The sequence below is a fragment of the Bacillus sp. L75 genome (genome assembly GCF_003676355.1).
Taxonomy (GTDB): Bacteria; Bacillota; Bacilli; order Bacillales; family Bacillaceae; genus Bacillus; species Bacillus velezensis.
Window position 1 is genome coordinate 37,655 of sequence record NZ_ML064916.1, and the last position, 17,363, is coordinate 55,017.

General features: G+C 44.2%; 20 protein-coding genes. 1 reads left to right on the top strand and 19 read right to left on the bottom strand.

The window, feature by feature from the left end; all coding sequences use genetic code 11:
- Nucleotides 1-154: 154 nt before the first annotated feature.
- From yabG to metG, 6 genes are all read right to left on the bottom strand, one after another.
- Nucleotides 155-1,030, bottom strand: a complete 876-nt coding sequence (gene yabG, locus D5S11_RS17620; protein WP_004264691.1) for a sporulation peptidase YabG — start codon at nt 1,028-1,030, stop codon at nt 155-157.
- Nucleotides 1,031-1,202: 172 nt separating this feature from the next.
- On the bottom strand, nt 1,203-2,084 hold the full coding sequence (gene rsmA, locus D5S11_RS17625) for a 16S rRNA (adenine(1518)-N(6)/adenine(1519)-N(6))-dimethyltransferase RsmA (protein ID WP_015239023.1): 882 nt from the start codon (nt 2,082-2,084) through the stop codon (nt 1,203-1,205).
- Complete coding sequence (rnmV, locus tag D5S11_RS17630; protein WP_004264696.1) at nt 2,074-2,637, bottom strand: ribonuclease M5; 564 nt, start codon at nt 2,635-2,637, stop codon at nt 2,074-2,076. Before rnmV ends, rsmA begins: the two co-directional genes overlap by 11 nt.
- A 134-nt stretch (nt 2,638-2,771) precedes the next feature.
- Nucleotides 2,772-4,097 carry a resuscitation-promoting factor gene (locus tag D5S11_RS17635; protein WP_023356663.1) on the bottom strand — a complete coding sequence of 442 codons (1,326 nt, stop codon included), beginning with the start codon at nt 4,095-4,097 and terminating at the stop codon, nt 2,772-2,774.
- Nucleotides 4,098-4,231: 134 nt separating this feature from the next.
- Nucleotides 4,232-4,999: a TatD family hydrolase gene (locus D5S11_RS17640; RefSeq protein ID WP_042635683.1), complete on the bottom strand. Its 768-nt coding sequence runs from the start codon at nt 4,997-4,999 to the stop codon at nt 4,232-4,234.
- Between the two features lie 75 nt (nt 5,000-5,074).
- Nucleotides 5,075-7,066 (bottom strand): methionine--tRNA ligase, encoded by a 1,992-nt coding sequence (gene metG, locus D5S11_RS17645; RefSeq protein ID WP_042635682.1) that lies wholly within the window; start codon nt 7,064-7,066, stop codon nt 5,075-5,077.
- A 483-nt stretch (nt 7,067-7,549) separates the two neighbouring features.
- Here metG and abrB point away from each other — a divergent pair, with 483 nt between their 5' ends.
- Entirely contained in the window at nt 7,550-7,840 is a 291-nt protein-coding gene (gene abrB, locus D5S11_RS17650; RefSeq protein WP_169510469.1) for a transition state genes transcriptional regulator AbrB, read from the top strand.
- 49 nt (nt 7,841-7,889) lie between these two features.
- Here abrB and rsmI read toward each other — a convergent pair whose 3' ends face one another.
- The 13 genes from rsmI to D5S11_RS17715 all read right to left on the bottom strand — a co-directional run bounded on the left by rsmI (nt 7,890) and on the right by D5S11_RS17715 (nt 17,131).
- Nucleotides 7,890-8,771 carry a 16S rRNA (cytidine(1402)-2'-O)-methyltransferase gene (gene rsmI, locus D5S11_RS17655; RefSeq protein WP_020953847.1) on the bottom strand — a complete coding sequence of 294 codons (882 nt, stop codon included), beginning with the start codon at nt 8,769-8,771 and terminating at the stop codon, nt 7,890-7,892.
- A complete protein-coding gene (locus D5S11_RS17660; protein WP_007409921.1) occupies nt 8,746-9,045 on the bottom strand; it encodes a GIY-YIG nuclease family protein in 300 nt (99 codons plus the stop codon). The genes rsmI and D5S11_RS17660 overlap by 26 nt, the downstream gene beginning before the upstream one ends.
- Nucleotides 9,032-9,775, bottom strand: a complete 744-nt coding sequence (locus D5S11_RS17665; RefSeq protein WP_015239018.1) for a tRNA1(Val) (adenine(37)-N6)-methyltransferase — start codon at nt 9,773-9,775, stop codon at nt 9,032-9,034. Before D5S11_RS17665 ends, D5S11_RS17660 begins: the two co-directional genes overlap by 14 nt.
- 60 nt (nt 9,776-9,835) lie before the next feature.
- Complete coding sequence (gene yabA / locus D5S11_RS17670; protein WP_004264720.1) at nt 9,836-10,195, bottom strand: replication initiation-control protein YabA; 360 nt, start codon at nt 10,193-10,195, stop codon at nt 9,836-9,838.
- A 14-nt stretch (nt 10,196-10,209) separates the two neighbouring features.
- Nucleotides 10,210-11,037, bottom strand: coding sequence for a competence/sporulation regulator complex protein RicT (ricT, locus tag D5S11_RS17675; RefSeq protein ID WP_004264723.1), 828 nt, complete (start codon nt 11,035-11,037; stop codon nt 10,210-10,212).
- Nucleotides 11,038-11,039: 2 nt separating this feature from the next.
- On the bottom strand, nt 11,040-12,029 hold the full coding sequence (gene holB, locus D5S11_RS17680; RefSeq protein ID WP_007409919.1) for a DNA polymerase III subunit delta': 990 nt from the start codon (nt 12,027-12,029) through the stop codon (nt 11,040-11,042).
- Between the two features lie 11 nt (nt 12,030-12,040).
- On the bottom strand, nt 12,041-12,481 hold the full coding sequence (locus D5S11_RS17685) for a YaaR family protein (protein ID WP_004264730.1): 441 nt from the start codon (nt 12,479-12,481) through the stop codon (nt 12,041-12,043).
- Between the two features lie 12 nt (nt 12,482-12,493).
- Entirely contained in the window at nt 12,494-12,823 is a 330-nt protein-coding gene (darA, locus tag D5S11_RS17690; protein WP_004264734.1) for a cyclic di-AMP receptor DarA, read from the bottom strand.
- Nucleotides 12,824-12,893: 70 nt separating this feature from the next.
- Nucleotides 12,894-13,532, bottom strand: a complete 639-nt coding sequence (gene tmk, locus D5S11_RS17695) for a dTMP kinase (protein ID WP_007409918.1) — start codon at nt 13,530-13,532, stop codon at nt 12,894-12,896.
- Nucleotides 13,529-14,962 carry an aminotransferase class I/II-fold pyridoxal phosphate-dependent enzyme gene (locus tag D5S11_RS17700; RefSeq protein WP_020955207.1) on the bottom strand — a complete coding sequence of 478 codons (1,434 nt, stop codon included), beginning with the start codon at nt 14,960-14,962 and terminating at the stop codon, nt 13,529-13,531. Before D5S11_RS17700 ends, tmk begins: the two co-directional genes overlap by 4 nt.
- A 77-nt stretch (nt 14,963-15,039) precedes the next feature.
- The gene (locus tag D5S11_RS17705) at nt 15,040-16,158 is read right to left on the bottom strand and encodes a toxic anion resistance protein (protein ID WP_042635681.1); all 1,119 of its coding nucleotides are present in this window, start codon (nt 16,156-16,158) and stop codon (nt 15,040-15,042) included.
- Between the two features lie 15 nt (nt 16,159-16,173).
- Nucleotides 16,174-16,788: a 5-bromo-4-chloroindolyl phosphate hydrolysis family protein gene (locus D5S11_RS17710; RefSeq protein ID WP_042635680.1), complete on the bottom strand. Its 615-nt coding sequence runs from the start codon at nt 16,786-16,788 to the stop codon at nt 16,174-16,176.
- A 148-nt stretch (nt 16,789-16,936) separates the two neighbouring features.
- Complete coding sequence (locus tag D5S11_RS17715) at nt 16,937-17,131, bottom strand: sigma factor G inhibitor Gin (RefSeq protein WP_007409914.1); 195 nt, start codon at nt 17,129-17,131, stop codon at nt 16,937-16,939.
- Nucleotides 17,132-17,363: the final 232 nt, after the last annotated feature.

Genomic DNA, 17,363 nt, shown 5'->3' on the forward strand with positions numbered 1-17,363 from the left:
TTAAATTATATCAACGTTAATAAGTCATTGTCAACAAAATTATTTTGACAAAATTCTATTGATTTCTGCGTTATTTTTCACAAGTTCCGGAAATTTATGTATCAATTTGTAAAATAATTAACCCGCATAGCGAAATATATGCGGGTTTTATCACTCATCCATTTGATTTATACGGCATACCGACACGCAGCACACCCTTCGTTTCAATTCCTCCCAGCCCTTTCTCTCTCGTCAGCGTATTTCTCAGGACATCCCACACATTGATCCGCTCCATAAACGGAGTGAAGCTGATTTTCGCGACAATATATACCGGGTCAAGCGCATGAATATTGACGCGTGACGGCGAACTTGCGAAATTCGCGCCCGCTCTGATTAAAGACTCGAAATGAGATTGGCAGGCCCCCGCGAATATGACCAGCTGATCCAAATGAGGGACTTTACGCCTCGCTCTTTGAACGGTTTCGACAAAGTGTTTGGAATGCCTGTAGGCGCTTAAATCGTTCACGCCTCCCTTATGCTTGGAATATGCATCATGGCCGGTGATGACTAAAATATCCGGCCTGTATTTATCAAGCAGCTCGTCAATTGATGCCGGCATTTTTTTCTCATGGCAATGAATTCCGTATACCGGCACACCGATTTTTTCATAAAAGTTCAGGCACTTTTTCAAATAGGCCTCATCGCCGTCCAGATGCAATACCTTTCCGGGCATATGAAAGTAGTGCTCCTGATGCTGATATTGATTTGTCGCATAATATTCCTGTTTTTCCCGAAGCAGCTTATAATCCTGGCGGAGCAGCTCGAGAGATTCATTCATCCTGCTTTCATCTCTTTTCTTTCTCATGGCCTGTTCGTCTTTTCTGACAGGCTCCAAATCAGAAAAATCAGCATCCGCAATCAATCTGACTTCGTCACCATGCAGGATGGCAATTGAATTTCCGTTGCTTGTTTGCTCTATACCGATAATGCGAAATAAAACATCCATTTGATAGGATTTCCTGGCTACCATATCTCCTATTTGAAATTGCACGTTACCCACTCCACAAATAGACTAAGCCTCATCATGAAAGAAGTCTTGGCAAATACACCTCTTTCCGCTGCGGCGCTTGATGTTTCAAGCTTTTCTTGCAGTTGAATGAATAAGGTTCTCCTCTAGCCTATGTAGCGGCAGTCCAAGTGGTGACGCAAAACAAAAAGCCCTCTTAGAAAAGGGCTTTATGCAATCCGTTGGACAGGAGCGCGAATTCTTCTATGGACAGGGATTCACCGCGCCGCTTTCCGTCAATATTCGTTTCTTGAAGAACTTCTTCAATTTGAGCTTTTTTCTCTTTTCCGCCCGGAAGATTGTTCACAAGGTTGTTAAGCAAGGTTTTCCGGCGCTGTGCGAAGCTTGCTTTAATCAGCTGGAAGAAAAACGGTTCATTATCGACGTCAACCGCCGGGCCGTCACGAAGCAAGAGACGGATGACGGCAGAATCAACATTAGGCTGAGGCACAAACACCGTTTTCGGGACGGTCATGACGGTTTTGGCCTCCGTATAGAATTGAACCGCAATGGAAAGCGATCCGTACTCCTTAGAAGAAGGATCAGCGGCCATCCGCTCAGCGACCTCTTTTTGCAGCATCACGACAATCCCTTTTAACGGAAGATGTTCTTCCAAGAGCTTCATGATGATCGGCGTCGTCACATAATATGGGAGATTCGCCGTCACCATAATTTCATCACAATCCTGAAAATGCTCTTCAATGACGGATTTGACGTCTGCTTTCAGCACATCTTGATGAATGATCGTTACATTGTCATATGGAGACAGCGTATCATTGAGAATGGGCAGGAGGCGCTGATCAATTTCAAACGCGACGACCTTTTTCGCCCGTTTGGCAAGCTGCTCTGTCAGCGCGCCGATTCCGGGCCCGATTTCAATGACTCCGGTCCGATCCGTAATTTCCGCATGGTCCACAATTCTGTCCAATATATTTGTATCAATTAAGAAATTCTGTCCCAGACTCTTTTTAAAAGAGAAACCGTACTTTTTCAGAATTTCCTTCGTTCTGATAGGTGTCGCGATATCTTTATTGTTCATCCTGTTCCTCCTGCCTCATAGCATCGAGCGCATCAATAAAATCACTTCTTTTGATTTGAAACATTTGCAGCCGTTTTTGAAGCTGCTTGCCGTTTGTATAGCCGATCTTCAGCAGGTCGCCCAATCGTTCGCGGCGTCTTTTGGCAGCCGGTCCGCCGATCAGACCGGCCTGTATGACATCTTCAGCTGAAATCTCACTCGGCTTTGCCTCCATCTCTTCATGCACATTTTCCAGACATGCTCTGATGCTTTCAATGGATGCGTGCTCAACGCCAATGCCGCGCTTGTTTTTCGGTTTGGCAAGATGTTTGGGCAGAAATGCGTGTTTACAGCCGGGTACTGCTTCAGAAATGGTTTTCCGGATCTTTTCCCCCGGAAAATCCGGGTCCGTCAGCACGATGACCCCTCTCGTTTCCTGCGCCAGCCGAATCTGTCTGATGACTTCGTCTCCGATTGCGGAACCGTTTGTCTCGATCGTATCCGCATCAACGGCAAGTTTTATGCGCGCAGTGTCATCGCGTCCCTCGACTACAATAATTTCTTTAATTTTCATTACTTCCTCCAAAAAAACTTTTTATATCCAAAACGAAACCTTTGCTTACATGTCACGTCTAATATACTGAAAATACACTTTACCTATTATAACGAAAAAAACAGAGGGCGCAAAACCCTCTGAGTGAATCGGAATTAATTTAAGATTTTTATTTTGACCTGTTTCTTTCCCCAGCGGTAAGCCGAAGATTTTTCAGGGAAAAAGACATCAATCCGTCTTCCTTTAATGGCTGAGCCTGTATCAGCGGCCACGGCATCCCCGTATCCGTCTACGTGGACTCTTGTGCCGAGCGGAATGACGCTTGGGTCTACCGCAATGACTTTAGCATTCGGATTGCTTGTCAGGTTAACGCCTGTAGCCGTATGGCCGGAACAGCCGCTGCAGCTTGCGGTATAAGCCGTGGAAGACACGGTAATCACTTTACCGGAAGATCCGGTTTCGCCAGAAGATGCCTTCACAGGTGCACTGAGCTGCTCAATCTTGGGACTGTGCCGCTTTGTGCCGACCGCAATGATTTGATCTTTGCTTTTTTCAGATGTTTCTTCTTTAACAAGCTTTCTTGAAACTTCTTTTCCATTTTCTTTGACAACATGAAAATGCTTTTTAAGTTTGCCTTCTTTTCCTTTTTGAACGATCTTTTCTTTCCCGCTGTCGAGAGACGCATCTTCTTTTTCTTTCACTTGATACGCTATTTTTTCCTCAACTACATCGGTGACTTTTTCGATACGAGTGATTTGTATGCCGGCCTGATTTTTTGTGAGCTTTTCGTGTAATGCCGGTTTTACTTTATCTTCGTCTTTCATGTCCATCTTATGCTGCGTTAAAAAGTCAGCGACCGTAGTCGAAGTCGTCCATATTTTCTTTTTCTTTCCCGCATCATTTACAGTGACCTGAAAAGCCGGGTCGACCGTGACTTTCATGCCGTTTGTCACTTTCGTATCTGCTGCTGGATCTATTTTATCGTGCTGATTCACAGGTGTATGCTGTTCGTTCAGAAATGCGCCGACTGTTTTTGCCGTTGACCATAAAGTCTTTTCTTCTCCGCCTCTTGTCACACGGATCTGCTTTGCAGCTTCATACACGACATTCATGTTGTCTGCCAATGCTGTCTGCTTAGACGGGGTAATCCGGTCTTCATTTCTCGTCTCTATATGTAAATCTTCCAGAAGTTCCCCAACCGTTTTTGCATGAGTGCGTATTTGCTTTTTCTTGCCGTTGATAGAAACAGAAACTGATTGTTTTGAGAGCTCATGTGCCCCGTATGCAGTCCCGGTTCCGCCCAGCAGAATAATAGCTGCAATAAGAATAACCTTGCTTTTACCAAGCTTTACGGAAAACAGTTTTTTCATTTTTTGTGTGATGAAAAACGCCTCCTTCTCCTCGGAGAGATTATATAGAGTATCTAAAATGCTGTCAACCCTCCCATCTCGAAGATGAAAAACCTTCAGCGTATCCCTCATTATGCAAAAACAAAGCAAAAAAAGGAAGAGAGACATATCGACAACCTATCTTATGAGGAGAAGGAAGCTTGTAGAACCGTTTTACATATCCACTGAATCGGACAAGCCTTTACACGTTACGACAGCGCATTCTGTCAGTTCATGCGGAAAAGTCTTTTTGCGTTTTCGGTTGTAATTGAGGCAATTTCTTCATATGTCAGCCCTTTTAATTCAGCGAGCTGTTCAGCAACATATTTTACGTAGCTTGGCTCATTTCGTTTACCGCGGAAAGGATGCGGTGTCAGGAAAGGACAGTCCGTTTCAATCAGCAAACGGTCATTCGGAATTTCCTTTGCTACTTCTTTTGGTTTCTTCGCATTTTTGAAGGTAACCGGTCCGCCGAATGAAATATAAAAATTCATATCGATACACTGCCGCGCAACCTCCGCGCTCCCTGTAAAGCAGTGCATAATACCGCCGACTTCTTCCGCCCCCTCTTCTTTCAAAATCGTGACAACATCTTCCGTTGCATCACGATTATGAATGATAATTGGAAGGTTCACTTCTTTGGCGAGAGCGATTTGTTTCCGGAATACTTCTTTCTGAATGTCTTTTGGTGATTTATCCCAGTGGTAATCAAGGCCCATCTCTCCGATTGCCACAACTTTTTCGTGAGAGGACAGTTCCTTAATCCATGATAAATCTTCCTCTGTCATGTCAATTGCGTCTACCGGATGCCAGCCGATCGCAGCGTATATAAAGTCATATTCCTCAATCAGCTCCATCGCACGCGTGATAGTGGGTTTGTCGAATCCGACAACGACGATCCGTTCAACTTTTTCAGCCTTTGCACGCGCAATGACTTCCTCTAAGTCTGTGTCAAATTGCTCGGCATTTAAGTGCGCATGTGTATCAAAAAGCATCATAAAAACTCCTTTCTTGTTGAAAAACAAAAGGTGTTCGACGGAATGTTACACGTGAAACACCTTTTGCATCTATTATTTAATTCGAGTGCCTTTCGGTAATGACTGGTCGACAGCTACAACTTTGAGAACGCCGTCCGATTCTCCTGCCAGTATCATTCCTTGAGAAAGCTCGCCTCTCAGTTTTACCGGTTTTAGATTCGTTACACAAATGATCTTCATTCCCACAAGCTGATCCGGTGTGTAATGCTTCGCGATACCTGATACAACTTGGCGCTGTTCAAAGCCCAGATCAATTTGCAATTTCAGCAGCCGATCTGCTTTTTTCACCGGCTCTGCGGACAAGACTTCTGCGACGCGAAGTTCTGTATCCATAAATTGATCAAACGTAATTTCAGGAAGACGTTCTGCTTCTTGCGGCTCTTCCGCCTTTTCTTCTTTAGCAGGAGCAGTTCCTTGCATTTTTTGCTTGATGTAAGCTACTTCTTCTTCAGCTTCAAGACGAGGGAAAAGCGGTTCCCCTTTTTTCACTTTCGCGTTCTTCAATTGGCCGAATGTCTGAATGCTGTCCCATGCTTTAAGAGACTGATCCTCAACTCCGAGCTGGGCAAACATTTTTTCAGGCGTTTGTGTCAAGAAAGGCTGGAGCAATACGGCTGAGATACGTAAAGATTCAGCTAAATGATACATGACGGAACATAATTCTTTTTCTTTTTCCTGGTCTTTAGCAAGCACCCACGGAGCAGTTTCATCAATATATTTGTTCGTACGGCTGATTAATTGCCATAGCGTTGATAAAGCGACTGAAAACTCCATGTTTTCCATTGCCTTTTCATAAGCTTTAACCGTTTCACCGGCTACAGAAGAAAGCTCTGAATCAAAATCGGTCACATTTCCTTCATATGAACCAATCTCACCGTCAAAATATTTTTGGATCATCGCGACTGTACGATTCAGAAGGTTTCCTAAGTCGTTCGCCAAGTCATAATTAATCCGTTCTACGAAACCTTCCGGCGTAAAGACACCGTCTGAACCGAACGGTACTTCGCGAAGCAGGTAATAGCGAAGCTCATCCAAGCCGTAGCGTTCAATTAACGTTACCGGATCAACGACATTTCCTTTTGATTTCGACATTTTTCCGTCTTTCATCAATAACCAGCCATGCGCGAATACTTGCTTAGGCAGCGGGAGATCAAGCGCCATCAGCATAATCGGCCAGTAAATGGTATGAAAACGGACAATTTCTTTACCGACAAGGTGGACGTCAGCCGGCCAGTACTTTTTGTAAAGCTCATCATTTTCCGTATCGTAACCGAGCGCTGTAATATAGTTGAACAGTGCGTCAATCCATACATACACGACATGCTTCGGATTTCCCGGCACTTTTACGCCCCAGTCGAACGTCGTTCTGGAAACGGCCAAGTCTTCAAGCCCCGGTTTAATGAAGTTGTTAATCATTTCATTTTTGCGTGATTCAGGCTGGATGAAAGAAGGATTTTCCTCATAAAACTTCAGCAGGCGGTCTGCGTATTTGCTCATGCGGAAGAAGTATGACTCCTCTTTGATTAATTCGACCGGATGGCCGCTGTCCGGGCTTTTTCCGCCGACAACCTCACCCTTCTCATTTCGTTCCACATCCACCAGCTGTGTTTCCGTATAGAATGTTTCATCAGGGATGCTGTACCAGCCCTCATACTCATCCAGGTAAATGTCACCATTATCAAGAAGTTTTTGAAACACTTTCTCGATAATTTCTTTGTGCCGGCTTTCCGTCGTCCGGATGAAATCATCGTGAGAAATGTCGAGCTGCTTCCATAGTTTTTGGATTTCAGCAACTGCACGATCCACATAAGCTTGAGGCGTGATATTCTCTTCCTCCGCTTTCTGCTGGATTTTCTGTCCGTGCTCATCCGTTCCGGTTAAGTAGCGTACGTCAAATCCTTTTAATCTTTTGTAACGCGCCATCGCATCGCCGGCCACGGTAGTATAAGCATGGCCGATATGTAATTTTCCGCTCGGATAATATATCGGGGTTGTAATATAAAAAGTATTATTGTCTTGCGGCATGTTGCAACCTCCCATTCAGAATGTCGAAAAGCTCACGCCCAAAGGACGAGAGCGGTTTTATTTGATATACAATATTGATATTTGTCCTCTATCTATGATACCATCTTAGCCTTTAAGATCAAGGATATATACGTACTGCGCGTAAAAGAGTAAATAAAATTAAAAATTTTTATTGAAATTAAAAAAAGTCTTAACATGTCGAAATTTGTCGTATATAATCTACTAATATAAAACATCTTGGTTCGAAAGTCTTGATTTAAAAGGATTTTCAGTAGGATAATAGGTTCGAAAAAGCAGTCAAAAAGCCTGTTATTTCAGGATTTCCAAGGCTTTACTTACTATAAGAACTAATTCTTACAATCAATAGTAAACAAAAAGATTGACGATTATTGGAAACCTTGTTATGCTAGGAATGTAAGGAATTTTGTCGAATAATGACGAAGAAAAATATAAACTACAAAATAATTATCTCTCGGGAGGAGACTGTTAATGAAATCTACTGGTATCGTACGTAAAGTTGATGAACTTGGACGCGTCGTTATCCCTATCGAACTTCGCCGTACACTGGGCATCGCAGAAAAAGACGCTCTTGAAATTTATGTTGATGATGAAAAAATCATCCTTAAAAAATATAAACCAAACATGACTTGCCAAGTAACTGGTGAAGTTTCTGATGATAACCTTAAACTTGCCGGCGGCAAATTGGTACTCAGCAAAGAAGGCGCTGAGCAAATCATCTCTGAAATTCAAAACCAGCTTCAAAACCAAAAATAAGCTATTTCATACAAAAACCGTTCTTGTTACGATACAAGAACGGTTTTTTTTATGATTGAATGTGATAAGCGTCATAAATCTCTCGTTTCGGTACGCCCCGATCTACCGCTGTTTGTTTTATGGCCTGTTTGGAAGATGCTCCTTCGTTTATGTAATGCTCCACATGCTCTTTCTCAGAAAGCTCCGTCCACCAAGGCTTTTCCTCTTCATCCGGTTCAGCGGTTTGATTTCCTTCGACAACGAGACAGAACTCACCGCGGATTTGATCTTCATTTGCCCATTCCATCACCTCGGCGATGGTTCCTCTGATGAATTCCTCGTACTTTTTCGTTAATTCTCTCGTGACGGCGATGGTTCGATTACCCAAAACGTCATGCATTGCTATTAATGTTTCTTTTAATCTGTGCGGCGCTTCGTAAAATATCATCGTTTCCTGCCGTTTTTTCAGGATTTCGAGTTCTTTCTTCTTTTCTTTTTTCTGTCTGTTTAAAAATCCGTAGAAGAAAAACGGCTGCGGGGTGATGCCTGATGCGGTCAGCGCGGTTAATGCCGCATTAGCACCCGGGAGCGGAACGACATATCCGCCGATTTGGGTGAAATCTCTCACAATCTCAGCCCCCGGGTCGGAAATTGTCGGCATGCCGGCATCACTGACCAATGCCACATTCTTTCCGCTTTTCAGCCATTCAATGATTTTATGGCCGCTGCTTTCTTTATTATGTTCATGATAGCTGATGAGAGATGTTTCTATGTCATAAACATGGCACAGCTTTTTCGTCTGTCTCGTATCTTCGGCAGCTATGACATCGGCCGATTTCAGCGTCTCTACTGCACGAAAGGTCATGTCCTCCAAATTGCCGATCGGTGTAGGAACAAGGTACAGAGTTCCCATTTCAGATTTTCCGTTAAAACTCATCTGGCGTCTTAACATATACAGCCTCCTTGCTGCGTCGTTTTTCTTCTATATATTGCTCTTTTTTCTTTCGGGTCAGCTGCTTAAAACGGTATTCCGCCTGCATCGCTTCCCGTTTTGTTTCAAATGATTCCGCATGGCATAACGAAACCGGCCTACGCGCCCTTGTGTACTTCGCGCCCTTTCCCTCATTGTGGGTTTTTAGCCGTTTTTGCAGATCATTTGTATAACCGGCATACAGACTGTTGTCATTGCACAGCAGCACATAAAAGAAATGACTATTTGTCTCCATATAAAATCGTGCGGATCTCTTTCGTATATTCATTTTGTTCATTGTATACGAACAGCGGGGGAAGAATTTTGAGATCAGGGCGGCCGCCTTTAATTCCTTCAACCAAAATGGTATTCGCTTCTTTACCTTGTTTCGGATAAATAAACTGAACCCGTTTCGGTTCTATTCGGTACGCTTTCATTAATTCAAAGATTTCCAAAAGCCTCCCCGGCCGATGAACGATAGCCGCTTTTCCGCCTTGCTTCAGCAGTTTGCTGCTGACGGAAATCACATCTTCAAGCGTGCAAAGGATTTCGTGCCTTGCGATTCTGAGATGCTCGTTCAGGTTCTGCTCCGCCTCTTTCGGTGTCTTAAAATAAGGCGGATTGCAGGTGACAACATCATATTTATTATGTCCGAGTCTTTCCGGCATATTTTTCAGATCATCATGAATGAGACTGATCTGACCGCCCAGCCCGTTGTATTCCACGCTTCGGAGCGCCATATCATACAAGCGTTCCTGAATTTCAACCCCGGTGATATCAGCTTTTGACCTTGTGCTGAGCAAAAGCGGCACAATGCCGTTCCCCGTGCATAAATCAACGATGTTCCCCTTTTGAATCGGAACGTATGCAAACTTAGACAGCAGCACGGCATCTAATGAAAAAGCGAAAACCGTCGGACTCTGTACTATTTTCATATCCTCTGCTAATAAGTAATCCAATCTTTCATCATCACGTAATGAAACCATAATCTTATTCCTTTCGGCACTCTTTGAAAAAGGCTTCCGACATCAGCGGAAGCCTTTTCCTTATTTTTTATTTAAGAAGGACAGACAAAAAAGGCAATCTCCCTTGCGGACGCTCCCATAATGGACGTTGCAAATATGAAAGCCTTCTTGATACAGCCGGGCCAGATTGTCGTACCCTTCTCCTATATCACTCTGCTCTGCCTTCTGTGTTTTTGTTTCTTTCTGATCGGCTTTGAATTTCTCAATTTGCTCTGTCGTATCATCAAGCCGCTTACGCAAATGCTTATTTTCAAGCTGAAGATGGTGATTCTCTTCAATCATTTCGCCGATATGCTGCTTTAAGTCACCCAGCTGACGGTACAGCGAACCGATTTGTTCCTCCAGGTTTATGACAGTATCAAATAACTCTTTTTTATCCAAGGTTCCACACCTCGTTAATCTGTGGTTTGTGCGGATACGACGCCCTCTTCCAAGAGCTCTTCCCAAGTATATTCTATCACTTTTTCACGATTCTTCAGTTCCACCTGAAGCACCCGTTCCAGAATATTAAGACCGACAACCTTTGCGGGGCCGTTTGCCGTCGTAATCATTTCGCCTAAATCCGGCAGCTGTTCTTTTGCCGTCTCATACTCATCATTTTCGTACTTCAAACAGCACATCAAACGGCCGCACAGACCGGAAATCTTCGTTGGGTTCAACGATAAATTTTGATCCTTCGCCATTTTGATGGACACCGGTTCAAAATCACCGAGGAACGTGGAGCAGCAAAGCATTCTCCCGCATGGTCCGATACCGCCGAGCATTTTCGCCTCGTCCCTCACCCCGATTTGGCGCAATTCGATTCTCGTTTTAAAGATAGAAGCCAAGTCTTTGACCAATTCCCTGAAATCAACCCGTCCGTCTGCTGTAAAGTAAAAAATGACTTTATTGCGGTCAAATGTAAACTCAACATCAACCAGCTTCATATCTAAGCCGTGGTCAGCCACTTTTTTCTGACAGACTTCAAAAGCGGACAGGGCCTCCTGTTTGTTTTCTTCTACAATGAGAAGATCGCGTTCATCAGCAACGCGTATGACCTTTCGAAGCGGAAGCACAACATCATGCTCGTCCACTTGTTTATTTGCGATGACAACCTGCCCGTATTCGACACCTCTTACGGTTTCAACAATGACGCAGCTGTCTTGTTCTATATCAAATCCGTTCGGATCAAAATAATAAATTTTCCCCGCTTTTTTAAAGCGGACGCCTATTACGTTGTACAAGCTTATCCCTCCTGCAACGTTAACACCAAGTGCTCCATTAATCCCTGCACATTCACATTGGAATGAAGCCGTTTTTTTGCTTCTAAAACAGCGAGAATTTGGTTCGTAACGCTTTGTTGTGTAAATTGCAGCGCATGCTGTTTTATTGATTGGAATAAGTCTTGATAAATCAGTTTATCTTCATTTCCAATTTGGATGGATAATACATCACGGTATATCAATAAGAGCATATCAAGACCCATTTCTTGATGGGTTTTTTCTTTGAAAAAGGGCACCCACTGATCCTGAATGAAGAAAAAGGCATGTCCTTTCCGCTGATGTAAGACTTCATACAATTTTATCACTTTCGCTCTGGACTCTGCAAACTCATCATTTCGACTTAATTCGACTGCTTCCGCAATATTATTTGTCATATTTGCTAAGAGCCGGGCCATGTGAGGGCTCACTTCCTGTTCAATCAGTCTTTCTTCTATGGCTTTCGGCTGAAGCGGCTGGAACGGGAGAACCTGACATCTCGAAACGATGGTATCCAGTATTCGGTGGAGCTGCTCAGTAATAAGAATTGCGATGGTGTCTTGACTCGGCTCCTCTAAAAATTTCAGCAGACTGTTTGCTGCATTTGTCGTCATTTGATCCGCATGGGATATAATGTACAGCTTTTTATGCGATTCCAGTCCTGTTTTAGAAAACTCTTCCTGAAGCGATTGGATCTGAGCCTTTTTAATGGATAATCCGTCGGGCTGAACCACATGCAGGTCGGGATGGTTTCCGGATTCAATACGCTTACAGTTCCGGCACTCCCCGCAAGGCTCAGTCCCGTCTTCAAGGCAAAAAAAGCTTTTTGCGAGAAGCAGTGCAGCATCCAATTTGCCCGTTCCTTTTTTGCCTTCAAACAGATATGCGTGAGAAAGCCTTTTCTTTTCAATGCTGTTATGCAAAAGCCGCATCACTCTGGGCTGCTGCCCGGTCATTTCCTTCCATGATATTGCCATTGTATCACTCTCTATGTGTAAAGGTTAATCAATAAACCTTTTATTTCTCCGATTCGATCCAGCAAATCAATTGCCGGTTTTTCCTGATCTAACATTTCTTCTGTCAGCTGAAGCAGTTTTTCATCTATTTCTTTCACAAGCCCCAGAGTCCGGCTGCTGCCGTACAGGTCAAAGCTTTTCTCCGTCTCATGCGATAATCCGCTGTCTACGGCCTCTTTTACAAAACGTTTTACCAATCCTTTGAATTTCGCTAAGTCTTTGAAGTTTCTCGACTTCGTCAGCCTTTTCCCGAACGTTTCTATATCCGTTAAGAACCTGCTCAGCTGATCAAATTTCAGCTTGCTGCTTTGGCTGTCCATTGAACTTTTAAATGTTCCGGAAAGCTCTGCCGCTTTATAAGCAGGCTGCTGCTTTTTCTCAATAAATGTACGTAAGTCAGAATTTATTTTCACGTCGTCAAATCCTTAAAATTGATGAAATTCATCGACCGGGAGGACAAAGACCGTCGCTCCGCCGACTTCCACTTCGACGGGATATGGAACGTAGGAATCCGCATTCCCGCCCATCGGGGATACCGGGGCAATCATCTGATCACGTTTACAGCCATTCTCTTTAATGAGGCTGAGCGCTTTATCGACACGGATATCTTCCACCCCGATCATAAACGTCGTATTGCCTGATTTAAGGAATCCGCCTGTTGTCGCAAGCTTCGTCACCCTGAAGTTGTGGTCGGTTAATACTTTCAAAAGCCTGTTGCTGTCCTGATCCTGCACCACTGCCACTATTAGTTTCATTCTCTAGGCCCCCTTTAGGTTGGAAAGAACATTATCGTTACATTCATTATAGCAACTTATGAGAAACAGGTCACAACTGAATTTTTTTCAATGCTTCATTTATCACTTGAAGTGCGTCCTGAATGACGAGTTCCTTCTTTTTCGATGCGTCGATTGTATGGAATCTTTCCGGAAAACGCTGCATTACCTTTTGGTATCCTTCCCGTACTTTCGTATGAAAGTGCAGGGCCTCAAGATCGAGACGATTCTTCTCTCTTGAATCATTCGACGTAATCCGTTTCAACCCTTCTTCCGGCTCAATAGAAAAATAGATGGTGACATCAGGCATCGTATCGCCGATTGCAAACTGGTTGATAGAAAGGACTTCATCAATGCCGAGCCCTCTCGCATAGCCTTGGTAAGCCAGCGAACTGTCGATGAAACGATCGCACAGCACAATGCGGCCTTCTTTCAATGCAGGCTGCACCTTTTCGACTAAATGCTGTCTTCTCGCCGCAGCGTAAAGCAGCGCCTCCGTTTTGGCATCCATCAGTGTATTGTTTTTATTTAAGATCACTTCTCTGATCTGTTCCGCAATGTCGATGCCGCCCGGTTCTCTTGTCGCTGTCACCGGGAGCCCCTCTGCCGACAGAATCTCTTTCATTTCCTGAAGCACAGTCGTTTTCCCTGCACCTTCAGGACCTTCAAATGTTATAAATAAACCGCTCATGATTTCTCCTCTTCTATATAGACAAGTAATTGTTCCCCGTTTAACAAGCCTTGAATATGCGCGTCCATGCCGATTAAACGGGAAAGCTTTTGTACGATCTCTTCTGTTATCCGTTCTCCGTCCATGATCAGCGGAATTCCCGGCGGATAAGGAATAATGTTGCCCGCATGCAAGCGCCCGGCCGCCTTATTTATATCTGCAGGCTCTTTTGTAAACTTCCGCATCTCATTTTGCGGGTATTCAAGTGTCGATATGGACGGAAATGTCCAATTCACGGCATCCGGCAATTTATCGGGCGGTGTATTCTCCAGTTTCTGCTGTATGTTTCTTACGGTTGCCTGTTCTATCATCCGCCGGCCGCCTATCGGCAGTACGAGCAATACTTGGTACTCGTCAGCCAGCTCGGCAACAATGCCTTCACTCTCCAAAATCCGTTGTAATGAATAGCCGGAATGTCCGAGCTTTGACCGAAGAATTAATTTTAACGGGTCCGCCCGCAGCCCATATCCAGAAGGCTCGATTATTTCAATAGAAGAAATTGATGCGAACCTTCGTTTGATTTTCTCAATGTGCTCCATATGAACGGGAAGTGTCCCTTTTTCAGCAATATCCTGCACATAAGCGCGCGCCGTATCTAAAGATGCCATAATCGGGTATGACGGGCTGCTGCTTTGCAAACTGCTTACATAATAAGTTAATCGATCTCTGTCAATTCTGGTGCTGTTCAAATGAAAGTAAGACCCCATCGTCATAGCCGGAAGCGTTTTGTGAGCCGATTGAACAACGGCGTCTGCCCCCATAGCCAATGATGAAGGCGGGAAAGGCTGGCCTAACACAAAGTGAGCCCCATGAGCCTCATCCACCAGTACAGGAACGCCGTATGAATGGGCTTTGTTAACTGCCGCAGTCAAATCGGCAGCATGCCCGTAGTAAGTCGGATTGGTCAGAACAAGTCCTTTCGCGTTCGGATATGACGCCAGCGCTTTTTCGATGACTGAAAGGGATACATGTGCCGGCACATGTATGTTTTCATCGATTTCCGGCGCCAAATAAACCGGCTTGGCTCCGGCCAATGCCGCCGCATGGAAAACAGACTTGTGACAATTACGCTGGATCAGAATGGGTTCACCCGGTTCACAAACAGCTAAAATCATCGCCAGATTGCCGGCGGTCGTTCCATTGACGAGAAAGAAACTTTCCTGAGAGCCGTAAAATCTGCTCACCAAATCCTGCGCTTCCTTAATGACCCCCGTCGGGTGATGCAAGTCATCAAGACCCGTGATCTCAGTCATATCAATAGATAAAAGAGATTGATATACAGATTTGGCTTCATCAAAAAAGACATCTCCATTGTGATGTCCCGGAACATGAAAAGAATACGTATTTCGGTGCGCATGCTTCATCAGCGCTGTATATAAAGGTGTGTCCATTTTTAAACAAATCCTTTGCCTGTCTTTCTTATTATATCGTGCCTGCGAGCCAACTTAAAGCTAAGACTTTTTGCCATCTAGCCGTTATCCCGGCCGGACCTCATATCAAGCAGCTTCTTTTTTAAATCGCCTTCCATGATAACAAGCTCCTCCTCGGCACGCCTGCGTTTCATCCTGCCTTCTGCTTGAATAGACATGATTTCTTCAAGTGTGCTGACTAAGCTTTCCTGCACTTTTTTGAGGGTTTCTGCCTCAACAAGTCCGCGCTCATTGGCTTTCGCGGTCTCGACTGTACTTGTTTTCAGAAGTTCAGCGTTTTTCAGCAGCAATTGATTTGTCGTATCCGCCGCCTTCTGCTGCACATCTGCCGCACTCCGCTGCCTCATAAGCGTCAGCGCGATGGCGACTTGATTCTTCCATAAAGGAATAGCCGTAACAACGGAGGACTGAATTTTCTCTGCCAGTGCCTGATTCGTGTTTTGAATCAGGCGGATTTGCGGCGCACTCTGAAGCGTAATCTGCCTGCTCAGCAGCAGATCATGCACCCTCTTATCCAGACGGTCGGCAAACTGGCGAAGATCGTTCACTTCCTGCGCGGCCATTTGATTGTGTTCTTGTAATTCGGCTTTTCTTGCCGCTTCAGGTATCAGCTTTGTTTTCAGCTCATCTGATTTTAATTCCCCCGCTGCTATATACATAGTTAAATCAGAAAAGTATTGTTTATTTTGGGTGTACAGCTGATCTAACAATTTATTGTCACTCAACAGCACATTTTTAGAATATTCCAGTCTTCTGCTGATACGGTCAATCTGCACACTTGTCTTTTGATATTTCGAAAGCACTTCCTGCACAGAACCGGATACCCTTTTAAACAGCCGGGCGAAAAACCCTTTGTTCTTCATCTGCAGATCATCAGGGTTTACCTGGTCAAGCTTCATCATCAGATCAGCCAATATTTGTCCCATCTCTCCTGCATCTTTTCTTTGCACGTGCTCTATCATCGTATGGGAAAATTCCAGAAGATTCGCCTGCGCCTGTGAACCAAACAGAACAATGCTTTGCATGTTCCCAGGGTCCAGTTTTTCAGCGAGCTGAAGTGCCGCTTCTCTTTTTTCTTCCGGCAGCGTATCTGCAAGCTTTAGAGGGGTCTGGTCATTTTGGGCGCCCATGCTGTCGTCAGAACGGTCTTTGGCCATTTCCTTCTTCCTTTCTTATTTTCTCAGTGAATGCTTTGCCATATCTAATTCAAAGTGCAGGTCGTCGATGTCCTCCTTCATCACTTCATGAAGATCCTCTTCCAGCCTTCTGGAAAGCTCTGCCAGAGTCATTCTCGTCTCACTCAAGGACATTGATAAATCTTTATTTTTTCGCGGCTGTGAGGAGAGCAGAGCATACTTTTCCGTCAGTTCCACAACAGAATCAAGCGTTTGATAATAGAAACGCTCTGCCTGATAAAAACGCTTCGGCTCCTGCTTTGTGAGCAGATATATTCGTCGGGTTATCCGCAGTATCTCTGCATTCTGCTTCAGCATTTGTATACTTTTAGAGCGAAAAAGCGCCCTGCGTAATCGGATGATTTTACCCTTTGCTTCCTCAAGATTTTCCTTGATATAAGCATATTCTTTTCTTGTCAGCCGGTGTTTTTTTAAAAAGAGACGCTTCGCATTCCACAGACCGGCCGCACTGGCTGCGGCTCCGCTGGCTGCCCCGTATAAAAGCGAATACAGAAAAGGCTGATGCCCTATCGTAAAGAAGGTTATCCCCGCTAATACAAAAACTGTGCTGCCGCAAAACGTCCATTTCATATATTGAATAAACGGTTTCATACTTGATCGACTCCTATTTATTCACTTTTATCAGTATTATCTATTACATTCCATGTCTAAACAAGTTCCTCTTCTTATCGTATCAGTTCTTTTATAAAAAGTGTAAAAACTCCTCTGATTTCAGGCAAAAAAAAGACCCTTTTCAGGGTTAAGAATATAACGTCGGTGTATGAAGGCTTTTCAGTTTACGAACGAAAAATTCATAATTTGGATCAGAGGTCGGAGTGGAAACTACTTTCTTCTCACACTCTAAACATATAAATTTCGTATAAATATGGATTCCCCTGCTTTTTTTGGTTTCACACACAATACATGTCTCTTCATGGCTGGACGTTTCATTCATTTTGCCCACCTCCGTATGAATAGCCTTCCCTTAAGCTGTTGATTGTATACACAATTTGGACCTTTTTGAAGTTTGCAATTAGTATATGGGCGTTTCCGTATTTCGGTGTTTGTTTTGTTTTTATTCAAAAACAAACAAGGCAGCTCATGATGAGCTGCCTTTATCATAATATAGCTTGGCGGCGTCCTACTCTCACAGGGGGAAACCCCCGACTACCATCGGCGCTGAAGAG

Excerpts from the sequence above, each read along its gene's own strand:
- D5S11_RS17700 (WP_020955207.1), bottom strand. The coding sequence starts at position 14,962 with ATGGACACACCTTTATATACAGCGCTGATGAAGCATGCGCACCGAAAT.
- holB (WP_007409919.1), bottom strand. The coding sequence starts at position 12,029 with ATGGCAATATCATGGAAGGAAATGACCGGGCAGCAGCCCAGAGTGATG.
- darA (WP_004264734.1), bottom strand. The coding sequence starts at position 12,823 with ATGAAACTAATAGTGGCAGTGGTGCAGGATCAGGACAGCAACAGGCTT.
- D5S11_RS17660 (WP_007409921.1), bottom strand. The coding sequence starts at position 9,045 with ATGGAGACAAATAGTCATTTCTTTTATGTGCTGCTGTGCAATGACAAC.
- D5S11_RS17715 (WP_007409914.1), bottom strand. The coding sequence starts at position 17,131 with ATGAATGAAACGTCCAGCCATGAAGAGACATGTATTGTGTGTGAAACC.
- D5S11_RS17640 (WP_042635683.1), bottom strand. The coding sequence starts at position 4,999 with ATGCTTTTTGATACACATGCGCACTTAAATGCCGAGCAATTTGACACA.
- rnmV (WP_004264696.1), bottom strand. The coding sequence starts at position 2,637 with ATGAAAATTAAAGAAATTATTGTAGTCGAGGGACGCGATGACACTGCG.
- D5S11_RS17665 (WP_015239018.1), bottom strand. The coding sequence starts at position 9,775 with ATGGTTTCATTACGTGATGATGAAAGATTGGATTACTTATTAGCAGAG.
- D5S11_RS17635 (WP_023356663.1), bottom strand. The coding sequence starts at position 4,097 with ATGAGGGATACGCTGAAGGTTTTTCATCTTCGAGATGGGAGGGTTGAC.
- D5S11_RS17705 (WP_042635681.1), bottom strand. The coding sequence starts at position 16,158 with ATGGCCAAAGACCGTTCTGACGACAGCATGGGCGCCCAAAATGACCAG.
- rsmI (WP_020953847.1), bottom strand. The coding sequence starts at position 8,771 with ATGTTAAGACGCCAGATGAGTTTTAACGGAAAATCTGAAATGGGAACT.
- metG (WP_042635682.1), bottom strand. The coding sequence starts at position 7,066 with ATGCCGCAAGACAATAATACTTTTTATATTACAACCCCGATATATTAT.
- tmk (WP_007409918.1), bottom strand. The coding sequence starts at position 13,532 with ATGAGCGGTTTATTTATAACATTTGAAGGTCCTGAAGGTGCAGGGAAA.
- rsmA (WP_015239023.1), bottom strand. The coding sequence starts at position 2,084 with ATGAACAATAAAGATATCGCGACACCTATCAGAACGAAGGAAATTCTG.
- D5S11_RS17710 (WP_042635680.1), bottom strand. The coding sequence starts at position 16,788 with ATGAAACCGTTTATTCAATATATGAAATGGACGTTTTGCGGCAGCACA.